The sequence below is a fragment of the Nocardia sp. alder85J genome (assembly GCF_020176955.2).
Taxonomy (GTDB): Bacteria; Actinomycetota; Actinomycetes; order Mycobacteriales; family Mycobacteriaceae; genus Nocardia.
Map to the genome: position 1 here is coordinate 1,055,059 of NZ_JAIUCZ020000002.1, position 14,801 is coordinate 1,069,859.

General features: G+C 72.3%; 15 protein-coding genes. 5 read left to right on the plus strand and 10 right to left on the minus strand.

The annotated features are described in order from the left end of the window. Window position 1 precedes the first annotated feature (1 nt). The 5 genes from LBW94_RS10895 to LBW94_RS10915 all read right to left on the minus strand — a co-directional run bounded on the left by LBW94_RS10895 (window position 2) and on the right by LBW94_RS10915 (window position 4,440). The gene (locus tag LBW94_RS10895; protein ID WP_225053621.1) at window positions 2-853 is read right to left on the minus strand and encodes an LLM class flavin-dependent oxidoreductase; all 852 of its coding nucleotides are present in this window, start codon (window positions 851-853) and stop codon (window positions 2-4) included. A gap of 48 nt (window positions 854-901) precedes the next feature. Next, window positions 902-1,624, minus strand: a complete 723-nt coding sequence (locus LBW94_RS10900; RefSeq protein ID WP_225053622.1) for a GntR family transcriptional regulator — start codon at window positions 1,622-1,624, stop codon at window positions 902-904. Then, window positions 1,621-2,043, minus strand: coding sequence for a hypothetical protein (locus tag LBW94_RS10905; protein WP_225053624.1), 423 nt, complete (start codon window positions 2,041-2,043; stop codon window positions 1,621-1,623). Before LBW94_RS10905 ends, LBW94_RS10900 begins: the two co-directional genes overlap by 4 nt. 81 nt (window positions 2,044-2,124) lie before the next feature. Then, window positions 2,125-2,628, minus strand: a complete 504-nt coding sequence (locus LBW94_RS10910; protein ID WP_225053626.1) for an ureidoglycolate lyase — start codon at window positions 2,626-2,628, stop codon at window positions 2,125-2,127. A gap of 177 nt (window positions 2,629-2,805) precedes the next feature. Next, window positions 2,806-4,440 carry a serine/threonine-protein kinase gene (locus tag LBW94_RS10915; protein WP_266270549.1) on the minus strand — a complete coding sequence of 545 codons (1,635 nt, stop codon included), beginning with the start codon at window positions 4,438-4,440 and terminating at the stop codon, window positions 2,806-2,808. A 254-nt stretch (window positions 4,441-4,694) separates the two neighbouring features. On the opposite strand from LBW94_RS10915, the gene LBW94_RS10920 reads away from it, so the two are divergent. Continuing rightward, window positions 4,695-5,879: an NAD(P)/FAD-dependent oxidoreductase gene (locus LBW94_RS10920; RefSeq protein WP_225053627.1), complete on the plus strand. Its 1,185-nt coding sequence runs from the start codon at window positions 4,695-4,697 to the stop codon at window positions 5,877-5,879. 7 nt (window positions 5,880-5,886) lie between these two features. Continuing rightward, window positions 5,887-6,060, plus strand: a complete 174-nt coding sequence (locus LBW94_RS10925) for a hypothetical protein (protein WP_225053629.1) — start codon at window positions 5,887-5,889, stop codon at window positions 6,058-6,060. 7 nt (window positions 6,061-6,067) lie between these two features. Here LBW94_RS10925 and LBW94_RS10930 read toward each other — a convergent pair whose 3' ends face one another. From LBW94_RS10930 to LBW94_RS10940, 3 genes are read right to left on the minus strand one after another with little or no spacing between them, the layout of a single operon-like run. Continuing rightward, the gene (locus tag LBW94_RS10930) at window positions 6,068-6,976 is read right to left on the minus strand and encodes a TAXI family TRAP transporter solute-binding subunit (RefSeq protein ID WP_225053631.1); all 909 of its coding nucleotides are present in this window, start codon (window positions 6,974-6,976) and stop codon (window positions 6,068-6,070) included. After that, window positions 6,973-8,391 carry a sensor histidine kinase gene (locus LBW94_RS10935; RefSeq protein ID WP_225053632.1) on the minus strand — a complete coding sequence of 473 codons (1,419 nt, stop codon included), beginning with the start codon at window positions 8,389-8,391 and terminating at the stop codon, window positions 6,973-6,975. The genes LBW94_RS10930 and LBW94_RS10935 overlap by 4 nt, the downstream gene beginning before the upstream one ends. 4 nt (window positions 8,392-8,395) lie before the next feature. Beyond that, window positions 8,396-9,055, minus strand: coding sequence for a response regulator transcription factor (locus LBW94_RS10940; RefSeq protein WP_225053634.1), 660 nt, complete (start codon window positions 9,053-9,055; stop codon window positions 8,396-8,398). 235 nt (window positions 9,056-9,290) lie between these two features. On the opposite strand from LBW94_RS10940, the gene LBW94_RS10945 reads away from it, so the two are divergent. The 3 genes from LBW94_RS10945 to LBW94_RS10955 all read left to right on the plus strand — a co-directional run bounded on the left by LBW94_RS10945 (window position 9,291) and on the right by LBW94_RS10955 (window position 12,414). Then, a complete protein-coding gene (locus LBW94_RS10945) occupies window positions 9,291-11,252 on the plus strand; it encodes an amino acid transporter (protein ID WP_416276862.1) in 1,962 nt (653 codons plus the stop codon). Window positions 11,253-11,455: 203 nt separating this feature from the next. Then, window positions 11,456-11,797 (plus strand): ArsR/SmtB family transcription factor, encoded by a 342-nt coding sequence (locus LBW94_RS10950; protein ID WP_225053635.1) that lies wholly within the window; start codon window positions 11,456-11,458, stop codon window positions 11,795-11,797. Beyond that, complete coding sequence (locus tag LBW94_RS10955; RefSeq protein ID WP_225053637.1) at window positions 11,794-12,414, plus strand: SRPBCC family protein; 621 nt, start codon at window positions 11,794-11,796, stop codon at window positions 12,412-12,414. The genes LBW94_RS10950 and LBW94_RS10955 overlap by 4 nt, the downstream gene beginning before the upstream one ends. Before the next feature lies 1 nt (window position 12,415). Here the strand turns inward: LBW94_RS10955 and mshC are convergent, their stop codons facing one another. Both mshC and LBW94_RS10965 read right to left on the minus strand, forming a co-directional pair. After that, window positions 12,416-13,654, minus strand: a complete 1,239-nt coding sequence (gene mshC, locus LBW94_RS10960) for a cysteine--1-D-myo-inosityl 2-amino-2-deoxy-alpha-D-glucopyranoside ligase (protein ID WP_225053638.1) — start codon at window positions 13,652-13,654, stop codon at window positions 12,416-12,418. A 219-nt stretch (window positions 13,655-13,873) separates the two neighbouring features. After that, window positions 13,874-14,794, minus strand: coding sequence for an SCO1664 family protein (locus tag LBW94_RS10965; RefSeq protein ID WP_225053640.1), 921 nt, complete (start codon window positions 14,792-14,794; stop codon window positions 13,874-13,876). Window positions 14,795-14,801: the final 7 nt, after the last annotated feature.

A 14,801-nucleotide genomic window follows, 5' to 3' on the forward strand; every position in this document is an offset into this window, starting at 1 on the left:
ATCAGCCGTTCGGGTAGAAGGTGTATTCGGGCAGCACGATCTCGTCGACGCCGAGGCCGGTGGCGAGAGTGACGGCGCTGTCGGTGATGCCGGTGGCGGGAGCGTCGAGGTAGAAGCGGCGCAGCACGGTGTCGGGGATCAGCCGCCCCGCCTCCACCGGGCCCGAACGGGCGAGGGCGCTGAGGACGTCGGTGCGCAGGGAATCGTGGACCCCGCCGGCGTCGGCGTATTCCGGTCGCATGTTGGTGATCTCGTAGACCAGCCGTTCACCGGAATGCAGCCGGGACTCGGGATCGAACCAGTGATGCAGGGTCAGCGCGACCCGTGCGCCGGTGGTGCTGCGGACGCGGCGGGCCAGATCGGGCAGCAGCGGGAACGGCACGCCGGACAGCAGCACGGTGTCGGCGAGCCCCGCGACGGCGCGCAGGGTGGCGGGTCCTTTGGTGGCGACCCAGAGTTCGGCGCTGCGGTGACGGTCGCGGACGGTGCGCAGGGCGGTGGTGAGGTCGGCGATGCGTGCCGGGTGTGGTACGCCCAGCCCGGCCAGTTGGAACGCACCGCCGACGGACAGCACGGCGAAGCCGCGGCCGCCGCTGAGTTCGTCGAGGGTGCCCAGCGCGCCGGCGGTGACCTCGGGACGGCGGGTCAGCGGATTGGTGATCATGCCGAGCCGGATCGCGGTGGTGCCGACCGCGGCGGCGCCCAGGACGGTCCACGGGTCACGGGTGGCGGCCCCGGCGTCGGGAAGGACGAGCCGGCCCAGGCCACGCCGGTCGGCGTCGGTGGCGCGGGCGACGACGTGCCGGGCGTCGTGCGGCATGACGTTGATGGTCACCGCAGGCGAGTGGGTCATGGGGTTGGGCTCCCGGTCGGGGTGCGGGGATTGATCGGGCCGCCGGTGTCAGGGGTGGCGGATGCTGCGGACCAGGGCGTAGCGGAGGGCGCCGGGGATGTGGAGTTCGGAGGACCAGTAGGCGACCTGGCCGGAGCGGCCGATGCCGGTGAGTTCCACCGACAGCATCGGGTCGCCGGGGTGGCGGCCGAGTAGGCGGGCGTCGGGTTCGTCGAGGGCTTCGGCGGCGGGCCAGGCGATTTCCCATTCGGGGTGTTCGTCGGCGAGTTCGGTGGCGAGGGTGAAGATGGTGTGGTCGGCCGCGGGTGGGATCGGGGGGCGGCGGCGGACGGGGACGGCGTCGCGGGCGAGCATCACCGGGTCGCCGTCGGCGCGCCAGAGTTTGCGGATGCGGAAAACGGGGGTGCCGGGGGCGATGCGGAACTGGACGGCTTCGTCGACGGTGATCGGTGACAGTTCGCTGCCGAGGATCTCCACCGCGGGAGTGCGGCCGGTGGCGGCGATGAGGTCGGACTTGTCGACCTGGAGGTCGAAGCGGGCGGGGATGTCGAGCAGGGAGGGGTTGACGACGGTGCCGGCGCCTTTGCGGCGGCGCAGGTAGCCGCGTTCCTCGAGGCGGACCAGGGCTTCGCGGACGGCGGCGCGGCTCATCGACAGGTCGGCGGCGAGGGTGGATTCGCCGGGCATCGGGCGGCCGGCGGTGGCGGCCTGGAGCCAGATCGCTTCGAGGGTTTCGTCGCGGGTGGCCGGTCGGGGTGCGGGGTCGGTCATGGCAGGGTCTCCGCTGCGGTGGGGTCGGGTATGGCGCCGAGGTGGATGGCGGCGGGTTCGCGGTAGTGGCGGAACTGGTGCAGCAGGTCGGCGGAGCGGTCGGCGACCAGGGCGGCGACCAGGGCGGCGACCAGGCCGCCGACGAGTCGTTCGACGCCGCCGGCGAGGCCGGAGATCTGGTGGCCGAGGATGCCCAGGCTCAGGCGGGCGCCGTGGTTGAACAGGTGGATGCGGTGCAGGGGGTGGCCGGGGTCGTCGTGGTGGGGTCGCAGTCCGAAGTGGTCGTCGAGGTAGGGGTAGTCGAGCAGGTCGGGGTGGGTGACCGGTTCCGGTGGGGTGAAGCGGTGCCGCCACAGGGCGATGTCGGCGGCGAGGTGGGCCAGTTCGGGCCGGCGGTGCCGGGCCGGTGGTGTGCCCACGGGCGCGGTGGCGGGGTGTGGGCGTGGACGGTGGCGGTCAGGTCGGCCAGTCGGCGGACGGCGTCGGGGTGTGGCCGGGGTTCAGCGGAGGTCGCGGAGGTCGAGGACACAGCGGAGCCTGTGGGTGCGGTCGAAGCGGTAGGTGTCGTGGTCGGTGATGTTGGTGTCGGCCAGTTCCAGGTTGGCGAAGGCCATGGTGGCGGTGGTGAAGAACGGTCCGGCGTGCCAGGTGCCCTTGGCGAGGGTGACCGCGACCGCGGCGGGGATCCGGAAGGCCCGGATGTCGGTGACGGCGGGGATGTCGCGGTCGGCGGGTGCGACGGCGAGGTACCAGTCGTGGGCGTCGGCGCTCATCAGGGTCTGGGTGCTGCGGCGGTGGCGGGTGATGCCGGTGAAGGTGGCCGGCCGGTCGGCCAGTTGCATGATGTAGAACCGTGGCGTGCCGGCGGTGAGGTCGAGTGCGTCGTCGGCGGGGGTGAACGGGGTGCCGTCGGGAGTGGTGGCGACGACCACCCCGAACGGTGCGAAGGCTTCCGGTGTCAGTGTGGCGCAGGGTATTTCGGCGATGTCGAGGGTGGGGTCCACGGTGTCCTCCCGGGCGAGAGACGAAGCTGCTGACAGGTTCAGCCAAACATGTCAGACAGGTTCTCGCAACCGGTGGCCAGTGGACCGCCACCGGGTTCGCTGGTGCCGGGCACCTCGATGCCCGCGCAGCGGCACGGAGGGTCATGACTATCCGGGGGCCGGGCTCGGTACCGGGAATCAGCCGCGGCGCAGGGTGCCGGTGATGTCGCCGAGCATGCCGTCCATCGTGTAGGAGGCGGTGCCGTCGGCGTTGACCCGGACCGTGGACGGTGTGCCGTCGTCGTCGCATCCGGCCCCCGCCGTCAGCCGCGCACGCAAGGTGATGCCGGTGTCGGCGACGGCGGTCAGTGTTTCCGCCCGCGCGCAACTGGACCTGCTGACCTGGCCGGTGTTGGTGGAGCTGCCCAGCTCGTCCCCGACGCGACCGGGCTTCAGTTCCAGGCGGATCGCGAACGTGGCCAGTCCGTCGCTGGCGTTACCGGTCCAGGTCCCCACATACGCCGCGGGCAGCGCCACCTGCGAACCCGTGGCGGCGCTCGAGGTCCGTGCCGCGCCGGTACTCCCGGTGGCCGTGGCCGCGATGGTGGTCGTCGCCGGTGCGGGGGTGCCGCCGCCGCGCAGCGCCACCGTCACCGCAGCCGCGGCCACCGCGACCGCCAGCAGACCCGCCGCGACCGCGATCGGCACCAGCAGCCGCCGCCGCGGCGGCGTCACCGGCCGGTCGTGACGCATCGTCTGCGCGACCCGCGACGGATCCGGATACGGCATCGGCGGATACTGCGCGCCCCCGGCGAAACCGCCCCCGGGATACCCCGCTGCGGTCCCGGGATACCCGATGCCCGAATGCGGGCCCGACGGCACGGAACCGGACCGGGATCCGGCCTGCTGCGGCCCGGTCACCGTCGCGTCCACCGGCAGTTGCACCGCCTCCAGATCCAGCAGCGCCACCACCCGCCGGCTGATGTCCTCCAGCACCGGTGACGGCAGCCAGCCCGAACTGCCCCCACCCTCGGGCACGGTGAACCGCGCCGCGAGCGCCGCCGCGTCCGGGCGCCGGGCGGGATCCTTGTCCAGGCACGCCTGGACCAGCGGCCGCAGACTGTCCGGCAACGCATCCAGCTGCGGCTGCTCCTGCACCACCCGCCACAGCATCGAGATCGAATCACCGTCCCCGAAGGGCCCGGTCCCGCCCGCGGCGTACACCAGCGCACCCCCGAGGGCGAACACGTCCGCCGCCGGCCCCACCGGCGTGGTGCCGGTGATCTGCTCCGGCGACATGTATCCCGGGGAACCGATCACCTTCCCCGTGGTGGTCAGCGCACTGTCGTCGGCGGCGCGGGCGATCCCGAAATCGATCACCTTCGGACCGTCGACGGCCAGCAGCACGTTCGACGGTTTCAGGTCCCGATGCACCAGCCCCGTGGCATGGATGTCGACCAGCGCCCGCGCCAGCCCCGCCGCCAGCGGCAGCAGCGACGATTCCGGCAGCGGCCCGTAATTGTCCACCGCCTCCCGCAGCGACAATCCCGCCACGAACCCCGTCGCCAGCCACGGGCGGGCCGCGTCCACGTCGGCATCCAGCACCGGGACCGTGTAGCGGCCCTGCACCCGCCGCGCCGCGGCCACCTCCCGCCGGAACCGCGTGCGGAACTCGCCGTCGCCGGACAGATCCGGCCGCACCACCTTCACCGCCACCGTCCGGCCCCCGGCGGTGCGCCCGAGATACACCCGGCCCATCCCGCCGACCCCGAGCACCCCCAGCAGCCGGTACGCGCCGATAACGGCCGGATCGTCGGATTCCAGCGGCCGCATAGGTGTTGGTCCTTCCGATGTCACACGATCGGCGTCACCGCCTGCCAGTGATCCCACACGAGTCGCCCCGCACTGCGCAACCCGGTGAAAACCGCTGCCACGACTTCCGTTTCGGTGCGGACCCGGCACCGGGAACATCGGGCGGTCCGCACGGAATGCAACACCGGCCCCTGGTGGTGATCCACGCCACACCCCTGTCACATCCCGGCGCCGGCCGGTGTCCCATGCCCGACACCCCAGCGAAGGAGACGATCATGAGCACAACCATCGACGTGGCAGTCCTCGGCGGCGGATACGCCGGAGTACTGGCCGCCAACCGCCTCACCGCCCGCGCCGACGTGACGGTGACCCTGATCAACCCCCGCCCGATGTTCGTGCAACGGGTCCGGTTGCACCAGCTCGCCGGCGGCACCCACGACGCGGTCACCGGTTACCACGACATCCTCGCCGACCGGGTCCGGCTGGTCGTCGGTACCGCCACCGGCATCGACGCCGCCGCCCGCCACGTCACCCTCGGCGCCGGCGCCACCGTCGGCTACGACCACCTCGTCTACGCCGTCGGCAGTACCAGCGCCACCGTCACCGTGCCCGGCGCCGCCGACCACACCCACCCGCTGGCCACCTACGAACAGGCCCAGCGCCTGCACGCGGCCCTGGACGCGGCCGGTCCCGGCGCTCCGGTCGTCGTGGTCGGCGCCGGCGCCACCGGGATCGAGATCGCCGCCGAACTCGCCGAACGCGGCCACCGGGTCACCCTGGTCTGCGGCCGGGTCCTCGGCCCCGCCCTGCACCCGCGTGTGCGCCGCTCGATCACCGCCCGCCTGACCGCCCTCGGCGTCATCGTCCTCGACGGCCCCGACGCCGTCGTGACCGCGGTGACCGGCGACACCGTGCACCTGTCCGGCGGCCACACCCTCCGCAACACCCTCACCGTGTGGACCGCCGGCTTCGGTGTCCCCGACCTGGCCGCCCGCAGTGGCCTGACCACCGACGCCGCGGGCCGGTTGTGCACCGACGAAACCCTCACCAGCGTCGACGACCCGCACATCGTCGCCGCCGGTGACGCCGCGGCCCCCTCCGGGCAGCCGCTGCGGATGAGCTGCCAGACCGCCCGCCCCCTGGGCGCCCACGCCGCCGACACCGTGCTGGCTCATCTCGCCGGCACCCCCGCCCCCACCCTCGACATCGGCTACTTCGGTCAATGCATCGGCCTGGGCCGCCACGCGGCCACCGTCCAGCTGGCCACCCGCGCCGACACCGCCACCCGGTTCTCCCTCGGCGGCCGCCTCGCCGCGGGCATCAAGGAACGCGCCTGCCGCGGCGTGGTCCGCGAACTGGCCGACGAAGCCCGCGACCCCGGCACCTTCACCTGGAGCTTCGGCAACCCCGCCCGCCGCCGCCTGCTGCACCCCACCCCCGCTCAGCCCGCCACCCACTGACCCCCGCATGCCGGAACCGCGCGCCCTGGTCGTGACGACGGCGCTGCTGGTCGTGCGGGTGCCGCATGCGGCGCGACCGGCGCCCGGGGAGCAGCCGATGGTGCCGTTGCCCGCGGTGACCTCGCTGCTGCCCGTGCCGCCGCAACCGGGGTTCCCGGCGCGGGAGGCGCCGCGGTGGTGATCGGGGGTCAGCCGTGGTGGCGGCGGTAGACGTCGGCGGAGCCGGGGTGCAGGGCCAGGTCGCCGGTGCCGATCAGGGTGCGGATGTCGAGGAACTGGGTGCCGGTGGCCTCGGCGGGGACCAGGTGGGCGGCGTGGGTCAGCAGTAGCTCGGTCAGCGCCGCGGCGGTCGCCCAGGGCAGGGCCGCGGTGGTGACCAGCAGGTTCGCGACGCCGATCGTGCGGACCGAGGGGGCGCCGGGATAGGTGTCGCCGGGGATCACCACCAGGTCGTAGAAGTAGCCGTAGCGGTCATGCAGGGCGCCGGCGAATTCACCGAGATCCAGTAGCCGCAGCGTGCGGGGCACGTCCAGGACCGTGGTGGGGACGCCGCCGGCCCACAGCAGCGCGTCGGCGGCGCCGGTGGCGATCGCGGTGACCGCGTCCTGCAACGGCAGGTGGGTGACGGTCAGGTCGGTGCCCGGTTCCAGTCCGGCCAGGCGCAGGATCCGTTCGCCGGTGAACGCGGCCCCGGACCCGGGCGCGCCGAGACTGATCCGCGTGCCGCGCAGGTCTTCCACGGTGTGCAGGCCCGACCTCGAGCCCACCGCCAGTTGCAGATAGTTCTCGTAGACCCGGCCGATCGCCAGCAGTCGCGCGGGGTCGTCGGCGACGGCGTCGGTGAGGGTCAGCGCGGCCTCCACCTCACCGCGGGCCAGCAGATCCAGGTTGGCCATCGATCCGGTCGTGGTGACCGGCTGCACGTGCAGGGTGCCCGCCTCGGCGGCCGCGGCGGCCAGTAGCAGGCTGAACGCGTGATAGAAGCCCCCGACCTCCCCGGCGGCCACCCGCACCACCGGCGGACCGGTCCCGCCGCATCCGGCGGCGCTGGCGGCGGCCGCGGCGGCCAGCCCGAGGAAGACCCGGCGGCCGATCACAGCGCGGGTCCGGGCGCGGCGGGGAATTCGACGACCATCGACAAACCGTGTGGTACGACATGTTCCACCCGCAGTGTCCCGCGGCGGGCGTTGACCAGGGCCGCCGCGATCGGCAGGCCCAGCCCGGATCCGCCGGTGCCGGCCGCGGAACCCCGATAGAAGCGGGTGGTCAGCCGGTGCAGTTCCCCGGCGGGCACCCCGGCGCCGGTGTCGGTGACCGCCAGCGCCACCCGGTCACCGTCGCGGCGCACCCGCAGCACGGCCGCCGCGCCCGCACCGGCGTACCGGCAGGCGTTGCTGAGGGCGACATCGAGGATCTGGGCGAGGATGTCGGCGGGGACCGCGGTCTCCATCGGCGTGGCCCCGATCTCGGCGGTGAGGGTGAGACCGGCGTGCTCGAAGGCGGTGTGCCAGGCGTCGATACGGTCCGCGGCCACCGCGGCCGCGTCGCAGGCGCTGGCGGTCACCGGTGCGGCGGGATCGAAATCGGTGTCGCCCTCGGCGACGGCGAGAGTGAGCAGCCCGTCGAGCAGGCCGGTGAGCCGTTCGGCTTCGGCGGTGGCGCCCCGGAAGGTCGCCGCCGACCCCGCCGGCACCGCCGGTTCCAGCGAATCCAGGCGAATGATCAACGCGGCCAGTGGATTACGCATCGCATGTGCGGTGTCGGCGACCAGCTGGCGTTGTGCGGCGGTGGCGTCGGCGACCGCGACGGCCATCGCGTCGAACGCCACCGCCACCGCCCGGATCTCCGCCGGGCCGCCGTGGCGGCGGGTGATCGCGGTGCGGGCACTGCCCCGCGGACTGGGCAGCGTCGCCGTCAGCGCCGCCACCGCGGTCGACAACTCGGCCAGCGGCCGCAGCACCCACCGCGACAGGCCCAGCGCCAGCGTCGTGAACAACACCATCGCCGCCAGCGCCCCCGCCGTCACGATCCCCCAGGTGCGGACGATGTCACCGCGGGCGTCGGCGGTGGACGCCTCGATCACCACCGCCCCGTCGACCTGCACCCCGCTGCCCATCGGGCGCGCGATCACCACTGTCGCCGGACTCCACGGCATCAACTGCGCCACCGGCGCCGGCGGCTGGTTGCGGCGCACCGCCGCCAGCACCGCCTGCACCGCGTCGGCGTCGGGATCGACCCCGGCATCGGCGATCGGGGCGCCGCGGGCGTCGACGACCAGCACATCCTCCCCGTAGAGCTGGTGGTAGCGGTCGATCTCCATCGCCAGCGCGCGATTGTCGCCGGTGGTGGTCGCCGCCCCGGCGAGGGTGGCGAACCAGTCCGCGTCACCGGAGCGGCCCAGGACCAGCTGCTGGGTGCGGCTGGTCGCCGCGATCAGGCACAACGGCACCGCGAAGGCCAGTACCGCGATGGTGGCGAAGACGGACAGAGCCGCCAGCAGGCGTCGCCGCATCCGGTCACTGACCCCACCGGTAGCCGTAGCCGCGGATGGTGGTGATCAGCCCCGGCCGGTCCAGTTTGTGCCGCAGCCCGGTCATGTGCACATCCAGGCTGCGCGACACCGCCACGAACGCGTCACCCCAGATCCGGTCCATCAACTGCTGCCGCGACACCGCCGCCCCCGGCCGCTCCACCAGCGCGGCGACGATGTCGAACTCCTTGGCGGTCAGCGCGATCGCGGTCCCGGCCACCTCCACCCGCCGGGCCGCCAGATCCACCCGCACATCCCCGGTGCACACCAGTTGCGGCGGCGGATCGGCGGCGGCGGCCGCGCGGCGGGTCACCGTGTCCAGCCGGGCCAGCAGTTCGGCGATGCGCGGCGGCTTGATCAGATAGTCGTCGGCGCCGCCGCGCAATCCGCGCACGATGGATCGCTCGTCGCTGCGGGCGGTCAGCACGATCACCGGAATGTCGCTGACCTCCCGCAGCCGCCGCAGCACCTGCTGACCGTCGGCGTCGGGCAGCCCCAGATCCAGGATCACCGCGTCGTACCCGCGATGGGAGGTCAAGAGATCCGCGCCGCGGCGCATCCGATCGGCATGGTGACCACGCACCGACAGCGCCTCCACCAGAGCATCGCCCACCCCGTCGTCATCCTCGACCACCGCCAACCGCACGCGCTGATTGTGCAGGAATGCCGTGTTCACCGGAATCGGGGGTTGCTACCGGGGTGTAAAGAAACCGTCAGGAAACTGGGGCCGCCGCGCCCGTGGACGTGCGGAAACCGTCAGGATCAGGGGGTTGGGCGTCAACGTCCCGTGAAATCGGGTGCGGTCCCGGGCGCTACATTGGCCCGGTACCACCGACTGCCGGCCGTGCCGGAACCACTGGGCCCCGAGGGGGATTGAGCACGTGACCACGACCGCCGACAGGCGTCGCCGCTCCCGTTTCTCCGAATGGCTGTTGCAGGGCGCCGAGGACGATCGCTACTCACCGCATCCGGGGCCGATGGTGAAAACCGGTCACTCCCCGCACCAGCGGTCCTGGTGGCAGGTGATGTGCCTGACCGGTGTCGACTACTTCTCCACCCTCGGCTACCAGCCCGGTATCGCCGCGCTGGCCGCCGGGGTGCTGTCGCCGCTGGCGACGCTGGTGCTGGTGGCATTGACCCTGCTCGGCGCGCTGCCGGTGTACCGGCGCGTCGCCGGGGAGAGCCCGCACGGCGGCGGGTCGCTGGCCATGTTCACCGACATCCTCGGCCACTGGACCGGGAAACTGTTCATCCTGGTGCTGCTCGGCTTCGCCGCCACCGACTTCGTCATCACCATGACCCTGTCCGCCGCCGACGGCGCCGCGCACATCGTCGAGAACCCGTACGTGCCCCACGTTCTGACCGACCACGCGATCCTGATCACCCTGGTGCTGCTGGCGTTGCTGGCGGCGATCTTCCTCAAGGGCTTCGCCGAGGCCATCGGTGTCGCGGTCGTGCTGGTCGGCCTGTACCTGGCGTTGAACGTCGTGGTCGCGATCGTCGGGCTGTGGCAGGTGTTCACCGCCGGGCACCTGGTGGTGGACTGGACCCACGCCATGACCGCCCAGCACGGCAGCGTGTTCGCGATGATCGGGGTGTCGCTGCTGGTGTTCCCGAAACTGGCGCTGGGCCTGTCCGGATTCGAGACCGGGGTGGCGGTGATGCCGCAGATCCGCAGCGCCCCCGGCGAATCCGAGGCCGACCCGGTCACCCGCATCGCCGGCACCCGCATGCTGCTCACCACCGCCGCGGTCATCATGAGCGTATTCCTGCTGATCACCAGCTTCATCACCGTCGTGCTGATCCCGGAGAAGGAATTCGACACCGGCGGGCAGGCCAACGGGCGCGCCCTGGCCTACCTCGCCCACCGCTACCTCGGCGACGGTTTCGGCACCGTGTACGACGTGTCGACCATCGCGATCCTGTGGTTCGCCGGGGCCTCGGCGATGGCCGGGCTGCTGAACCTGGTGCCGCGGTATCTGCCCCGCTACGGGATGGCGCCGGAATGGGCGCGCACCACCCGGCCGCTGGTGCTGGTGTTCGCGGTCATCTCCTTCGGCATCACCTGGTACTTCAAGGCCGACGTCGACGCCCAGGGCGGCGCCTACGCCACCGGCGTGCTGGTGCTGATCACCTCCGCCGCGGTCGCGGTCACCCTGTCGGCGGCGCGGAAACGGCAGCGCGCCAAGGTGATCGGCTTCGGGCTGGTGTCGGCGGTGTTCGTGTACACCACCATCCTCAACATCTTCGAACGGCCCGAGGGCGTGCAGCTGGCGTCGCTCTTCATCCTGGCGATCATCGTGGTGTCGCTGGTGTCGCGGGCGCGGCGGGCGTTCGAACTGCGCGCGATCGAGGTCACCTTCGACGACAAGGCCGCCTTCCTGATCGACAAGATCGCCGCGCACGGCACCATCCGCATCGTCACCCACGACCTCGAGGAACTGCGGCGCCCGGAGGAGTACGCCGACAAGGAGGCCGCGCAGCGGCTGGAATCCCACATCCCCGCCAAGGAACCGATCCTGTTCCTGGAAGTGGTGGTCAAGGACGCCTCCGAATTCTCCACCGACCTGCACGTGACCGCCGTCGAACTGGACTGCTACAAGATCCTGTCGGTCGAGGCCGCCGCCATCCCCAACTCGATCGCCGCGATCCTGCTCGCCATCCGCGACCGCACCGGCCTGATCCCGCACGTGTACTTCGAATGGACCGAAGGCAATCCGCTGGCGAATCTGCTGAAATTCCTGTTCGTCGGCGAAGGCGAGGTCGCGCCGGTGACCCGCGAGATCCTCCGCCGCGCCGTCCCCGCCCTCGCCGACCGGCCGCACATCCACGTCGACAGCTGACCCCCGGCCGCCCGGGTCCGCCGGGCGGCCGTGCTCCCCGCTCGCACCCGTCGTCGTACCCGGCTGCCGGTGATCGGCCCGCGCGCGGGCACCACCGGCGCGCCGCCGGGACATCGATACGGGATTCGGTGTCCGGAATTCGGTGTCCAGGGAATTCGGTTTCCGCACGCCTACCCTGCTGCGTAAGTCTACACTTACGGTTCGTGGTGGCTTACCAAGCGCAGGCGCTCGACGCGCTCGGCGACGCGACCCGGCGCGCGATCTTCGAACGCCTGGGCCGCGGACCGTGCGCGGTCGGGGAACTCGCCGCGGAACTACCGGTCAGCAGGCCCGCGGTGTCCCAGCACCTCAAAGTGCTCGAACACGCCGGGCTGGTGACTCACACCGCGCACGGCACCCGCCGTGTCTACCGCCTCGACCCCCGCGGCATCGACGCCCTCCGCGCGTACTTCACCCACTTCTGGTCCACGGCCATGACGGCCTACCGCGACCAGGTCAACCGGCAGGCCGCCACCGATCCACCCCCCGAACAGGAGCAACCATGACCTCACACACCGGCACCACCGAAGACCCCACCGGCACAACAGAACCCACCGGCGACACCGCCGGCGCGGGCACCGCCGGGCTCGCCGGTAGCGACGGCACCGCCGGGCTCGACGGCACCCGCGCGAGCACCGAGACCGGCGCACCGGAGGGCTCCGTCGTCCGGATCGAACTCACCGTCGACGCCCCCGCCGGCACCGCCTTCGACGTCTTCACCACCGGCATGGACACCTGGTGGCCGCGCAGCCACCACCTCGGCGCGGGCCCCCTGGCCGAAGTCGTCGTCGAACCCCGTGTCGGCGGCCGGCTCTACGGCCGCGAGGACGACGGCACCCCATGCCCCTGGGGCCGGGTCCTGGCCTGGGACCGGCCCGCGCACTTCGCGTTCAGCTGGGACATCTCCCTGAACTGGCAGCACCAGCCCGACCACGCACTGACCAGCCGCGTCGACGTCACCTTCACACCCGTCGACGACACCCACACCACCGTCACCCTCGTGCACTCCGGACTGGACCAGCACGGCGACGGCTGGGAAACCATGCGCGACTCCGTCGCCTCCCCCGGCGGCTGGCCCATGATCCACGACGACTACGCCCGCGCCGCCGCCGCGGCGGCCTGACCTACAAGCCGATACCCAGCAGCGCGTCCACCGCGTCCGCGACCAGCCCCGGCGCGGACGCGTCCGGGCCACCGTAGGTCAGCGCCTGATGCACCCAGGCATCCACGGCCGCAAGCGCTTTCGGGGTGTCCAGATCGTCGGCCAGATGCTGCCGCAACCGCGCCACCGTCTGCTCACCGGCCGGCGCCGACGGCAGCGCCGCCGCCTGCCGCCACCGCGCCAGCCGCGTCAGCGCCTCGGTCAGCGTCGCGTCGGTCCACTCCCGGTCCTGCCGGTAGTGCCCGGCGAACAAACCCAGCCGGATCGCCGCGGGATCGGTGCCGCCGCGGCGCAACCGCGACACGAACACCAGATTGCCGCGCGACTTCGACATCTTCTCCCCCGCCAAACCGATCAGCCCGGCATGCACGTAATGCCGCGCGAACCGCCGATGCGCCACCAGCGCCTCGGCATGCGCGGCGGAGAACTCGTGATGCGGGAAGATCAGATCCGACCCGCCGCCCTGGATGTCGAACCCCGGCCCGATCCGGTTCAGCGCGATCGCCGCACACTCGATGTGCCAGCCCGGCCGCCCCGCCCCGAACGGCGCCGGCCACGACGGCTCACCCGCACGCGCGGCCCGCCACAACAAGGCATCCAGCGGATCACGTTTGCCCGGCCGCTGCGGATCACCGCCCCGCTCGGCGAACAACCGGTCCATCGTCGCCCGGTCGTAGCCCGACTCGTACCCGAACTGCTCGGTCGCGTCGTGACGGAAATACACATCCGGGAACTGCGCGTCGTCGACCACATACGCCGCCCCCGACGCCAGCAGCTTGTCGACCAGCTCCACCACCTCACCGACGGACTCCACCGCGCCGATGTAATCCGCCGGCGGCAGCACCCGCAACGCCGACATGTCCTCCCGGAACAGCTCCACCTCCCCGGCGCCCAGATCCCGCCAGTCCACCCCGTCGCGGGCGGCGCGCTCGAACAACGGATCGTCGACATCGGTGACGTTCTGCACGTAGTGCACCCGATGCCCGCCGTCGCGCAACACCCGGTTGACCAGATCGAATGCCAGATAGGTGGCGGCGTGCCCGAGATGGGTGGCGTCGTAGGGAGTGATGCCGCACACGTACATGCCGGCGGTCGCCCCCGGGGTCACCGGGCGCACCTGCCGGTCGGCGGTGTCGAACAACCGCAACGGCGGTCCTGATCCGGGGACGGTCGGGACAGCGATTTCGGACCAGGACTGCATGAATCGAGGGTAAAGGTGTGATCGCCGCCGGTCACCGCCACCCCCGCCACAACCGTGCCCCGCCCCGGCGCAACCACCACATCCCACCTGCGCCGACGCCGCCGGCTGGAAAAGTCAACCGTTGCAATCCGGTCGGTGCGATCGCCACCGGTTCGCCGGCCCGGCCACAGGCGGCCAGGACTCAGCCGCGGGCGACTCGGAGACCCGGCCGCGCGCGACTCAGAACGCGGGCCAGGGGATCGGCCGTGACGACCGTGGCAACGGCATCACCGGATCGGCCAGCAGCCGCCGGGTCCGCGCGGCCAGCGCCTGGATCTCCTCGTCGGTGATGTGCTCGGCCAGCGCGTCACCCACCCCACCGGACAGTTTCGGCAACAACCCGGCAATGTCGTCGAGCAGGTCCGCGTCCACCGGCGACCCCGCCCAGCCCCACAACACCGTCCGCAACTTCGGCTCCGCGTGCAGGCAGATCCCGTGATCGACGCCGTACACGCCGCCGTCGACACCGGCCAGCGCATGCCCGCCCTTGCGGTCGGCATTGTTGATCAGCACATCCAGCACCGCCATCCGATACAGCCGCGGATCGTCGGCATGCACCAGCGACACCTCGGCACCGGTGCCGTCGACGGCGCGCAGCACCTCCAGGAACCCCTCGGGCACCGCACCCGCCGGCACCAGATCCACCAGATCCGGCCGCGGCTGCGTGACCTGCGCGTCGTCCGGATCCCCGGCGACCTCCGGGGACTGGATCCACCGCTGCACCATGCCGACCCCGTACGGGCCGTCGCGCAGGATCGTCTCCGGGATCACCGGCCACCCCAGCGCCTGCGACACCAGATACGACGCCACCTCCCGGCCGGCGAGGGTGCCGTCGGGGAAATCCCACAACGGCCGCTCCCCCCGCACCGGCTTGTACACCACCCGCACCATCGACTCACCCGCCGCGGCCCGGTACACCCGGCCCGCCCGCGCCCGATCCGCCCGCGCCCGCCGCCCGGCGTCACGAACGGTCCCGTCGGCGGTGATCTCGCACACCAGGGTCAGATTGCTGGCCGTGGACACCTGCCCCAGCACCGACAGATCTCCGGTGTAGAAGGGGTCCGCGGCACCGTCACCGCCCAGGACCGTGACTGCGTTCATGATCGCC

Bases quoted from the DNA above. Each gene is read 5' to 3' on its own strand.
- mshC (WP_225053638.1), bottom strand. From the start codon at position 13,654: ATGCAGTCCTGGTCCGAAATCGCTGTCCCGACCGTCCCCGGATCAGGA.
- LBW94_RS10915 (WP_266270549.1), bottom strand. From the start codon at position 4,440: ATGCGGCCGCTGGAATCCGACGATCCGGCCGTTATCGGCGCGTACCGG.
- LBW94_RS10895 (WP_225053621.1), bottom strand. From the start codon at position 853: ATGACCCACTCGCCTGCGGTGACCATCAACGTCATGCCGCACGACGCC.
- LBW94_RS10920 (WP_225053627.1), top strand. From the start codon at position 4,695: ATGAGCACAACCATCGACGTGGCAGTCCTCGGCGGCGGATACGCCGGA.
- LBW94_RS10965 (WP_225053640.1), bottom strand. From the start codon at position 14,794: ATGAACGCAGTCACGGTCCTGGGCGGTGACGGTGCCGCGGACCCCTTC.
- LBW94_RS10925 (WP_225053629.1), top strand. From the start codon at position 5,887: ATGCCGGAACCGCGCGCCCTGGTCGTGACGACGGCGCTGCTGGTCGTG.
- LBW94_RS10955 (WP_225053637.1), top strand. From the start codon at position 11,794: ATGACCTCACACACCGGCACCACCGAAGACCCCACCGGCACAACAGAA.
- LBW94_RS10900 (WP_225053622.1), bottom strand. From the start codon at position 1,624: ATGACCGACCCCGCACCCCGACCGGCCACCCGCGACGAAACCCTCGAA.
- LBW94_RS10935 (WP_225053632.1), bottom strand. From the start codon at position 8,391: ATGCGGCGACGCCTGCTGGCGGCTCTGTCCGTCTTCGCCACCATCGCG.